This window comes from Cumulibacter manganitolerans (assembly GCF_009602465.1).
Classification (GTDB): Bacteria; Actinomycetota; Actinomycetes; order Mycobacteriales; family Antricoccaceae; genus Cumulibacter; species Cumulibacter manganitolerans.
On sequence record NZ_WBKP01000107.1, the window covers coordinates 1 to 2,932 of the forward strand.

At 68.0% G+C, this 2,932-nt stretch carries 3 protein-coding genes and 1 pseudogene; all 4 read left to right on the top strand.

Features of this window, described 5'->3' with window-relative positions; genetic code table 11:
- On the top strand, window positions 1-334 hold a 334-nt coding region (locus tag F8A92_RS18255; RefSeq protein ID WP_153506607.1), incomplete at its 5' end, for an IS30 family transposase.
- Between the two features lie 4 nt (window positions 335-338).
- Window positions 339-641, top strand: a pseudogene (locus tag F8A92_RS18260) (integrase core domain-containing protein); the annotation flags it as partial.
- A gap of 241 nt (window positions 642-882) precedes the next feature.
- Window positions 883-1,830 carry a hypothetical protein gene (locus tag F8A92_RS18265; RefSeq protein WP_153506609.1) on the top strand — a complete coding sequence of 316 codons (948 nt, stop codon included), beginning with the start codon at window positions 883-885 and terminating at the stop codon, window positions 1,828-1,830.
- Between the two features lie 105 nt (window positions 1,831-1,935).
- Window positions 1,936-2,325 (top strand): hypothetical protein, encoded by a 390-nt coding sequence (locus F8A92_RS18270; RefSeq protein ID WP_153506610.1) that lies wholly within the window; start codon window positions 1,936-1,938, stop codon window positions 2,323-2,325.
- Window positions 2,326-2,932: the final 607 nt, after the last annotated feature.

The window sequence follows — 2,932 nt, forward strand, 5'->3', positions numbered from 1 at the left end:
GCTGCCCGAGCAACTGCGCAAGACCCTGACGTGGGACCGCGGTAAGGAGCTCTCGAATCACGCCCTGTTCGCGTTGGAGTCCGGGACACGGGTGTTCTTCGCCGACCCCCACTCGCCATGGCAGCGCCCGAGCAACGAGAACACCGACGGTCTCCTGCGGCAGTACTTCCCGAAGGGCACGGACTTGTCGCGCTGGTCTGCCGAAGACGTCGAAGCCGTCGCGCACGCGCTCAACAATCGGCCCCGAAAAGTCCTCGGCTGGAAGACACCCGCAGAGGTCTTCGATGAGCAACTACGCTCTCTTCAACAGGACGGTGTTGCATCGACCGGTTGAACCCGCCCAATACACGTCGTTCGCCTTCACCAGCAAGCTGATCGAGGCCGGCGTGGACGCCTCGATCGGGTCCGTCGGCGACGCCTACGACAACGCCCTGGCCGAGTCGCAGATCGGCCTCTACAAGACCGAGCTGATCCGCCCCGACGGGCCCTGGCGCAGCGTCGAGCGCGTCGAGCTCGCCACCGTGAACTGGGTCGAATGGTTCAACACCGAGCGCACCCACGAGTCGATCGACGACCTGACACCGGTCCAAGCCGAGCAAGCCCACTACGCTGCACGAAACCGTCTCATCCCGACCGGGTAAAGACACCGAACGAAGTGTCCGGACATCCCGGGGCGGTTCACGCCGAGGTCGGCAGGTTCGTGGTTTGCGCGGTGGCGCACGCAGTGCGGCAGCACACCTGTGGCCGAGGGAGTGCGTCCACGTCAAAGGTGTGGGTCACGATGTCTCTACGGTGGGAGAGCGAAGCTAGAGGCCAAGCGAGGAGATTTCTATGCCCAGTGCCACGTCCCGGCGCCTGACCGTTTCCGCCTTCGTCGCCCCGTTGATCGCCGCGGCGCTCGTGGGGTGTGGCGGACATGCCGACGGACAGGTCGACGGCACCCCGAAGGAAGCGACCGAGAAGGCCGCTCAAGCAGCCGGGGTGGTGAAGGCTCAACGGATCGAGATCGCGTTCGACCGGCCCGCAAGCGCGCAGCTTCGGCAGGTGCGGATCATGGCCGCCAAGGGCGACAAGACGCGGTTCTGGACCGAGGAAGGGCCGTATGAGAGCGGCCCGCAGGCCCAGCGTCTGGCCCTCGGCGAATTCGAGGTGAGCGCGGTGCCCTGGAAGCTCGTCGATCAGGCGGCCGGTCAGGTGACGTGCTCGCAGAAGGGCGGCTCGGTCGCTCCCGAGGTGCACATCATCGCCGCGCCGAGCGGGAAGATCATGGTCCGCGCCGTGTGTGGTGAGCGCTCTGGGCCTGAATGGCTGGACGGCAAGAAGGTCCCCGAGCTGCAAGGCTCGGTCTACGACGAAGCAGCCCTGACCCAGTTCCTGTCCGAGGCGGCCGAGATCTACGGTGCCGATGCGAAAGTCCACAACCTGCAGCTGATCGAGAAGTCCGAGGTCTCCCCGCAGCTGTCACACTCGCTGGTGGCCGAGCTCAGCAGCACGACCGCGTTCGGCGACTGCACCGGCAGCCTGTATCGCTCGATGAGCGCTTCGGCTGCCGCGTCGGGGCCTGAGCCCGGGCTCGCGGTGTTCGGTGGCGACTGCGGGTCCGCCGCAGCCGCCGGCGGTCAGTTCGCGTGGGGTGATGTTCCGGCCGCCAAGCTCGCGGCCGCGGTCGCGAAGGCGTGCGCCATCGCGACGGCCGGAGGCGGTGAGTGCGGCACGGTCGACGTCGAGGTGGGCAATGACGGAGCGACCCCCTGGATCACCGCCCTGAACGAGGCGAGCAACACGATGGGCCAGGTGGACATCAACGGCACGCCACCGGCGACCGGTTAACGTCCGCGCCCACGAACCTCCAATGAGGACGCTGGCCACCCATCCCCTAGTGATCTCACCTGTGATTCGGGGTGTTACGTGGAGTGGTGTGGGGATAATGGCGGGATGAGTACGGCGACAGCGCGCGGAGACCTGCAGGCGCACCAGGAGCCGGTGAGCCTCCCGGTCGCCGAGATCGCGTCGCGGCTACGGGACATGCTCGGCGCGACCCTGGTCGCGTACCTCGGCGAGGTTAAGGAAACCCGCGCGGTAGCCCAGTGGGCGGCCGGAAACAGGGTTCCGTCCAACGCGATCGCGACCCGGCTGCGCACCGCTTATCAAGCCGCAGCGTTGCTGCGGGCCAAGGACAGCGCCTGCGTCGTGCAGGCGTGGTTTCAGGGCACGAACCCGCAGCTCGGGGACGTCGCTCCGGCGCGGCTGCTGCGTGAGCAGCCGCTGAAGGAAGCAGGCCGGGCCGTCATCGCCGCGGCTCGCGCCTTCGCCGCCGAAGGATGACCCCAGCGACACCACCGCCGCGCCCGGTCGGGGCTGCCGTGAACCACCAGGTCTGACGGGTCGGCTACCTGCCGGATCCGTGGGCGTGACCCTCATGGCAGCACTCCACCAATGGCCGGTTCGGCGGCCGGCGGGACGACCGGGACGGCAACTTCCGCACCATCTACGCCGGCGCCGACCTGCTCGGGTGGCTTCTGGAAGTCCTCGACCGCACGGCCGACACCGTCGAGCTGGTACGCGAAGCGGAACGACGATGCGGACCTGCCGTCCGGATTACCTGGCTGTGGCCCATTCCCCGCACATCGACCAAGGACGTCGGCCGTCCCGAAGTGGGTCCCATCGGTTATCCGCAGCGAGTTGCGGCGACTCGGCCGCCGAGACGGACCTCGCGGGGGAGGGTGGCGCTCGTGCGAGAGATCATGGCTGCGCAGGATCCCGGGACTGCTGCGCGGGCCTGTGTGGCCGCCCGGGGATCAGCGAGCCGGACGGTGAGGGTCAGCCCTCGCCGAGGAGTCGGCTGTCCTGCGGACTGTCTAGGCCGCTCGCGTCGTGGATCGGAACGCGCGATCGGTGAGCACGCTGATGGTTATGCCGATGGTCGTCCAAA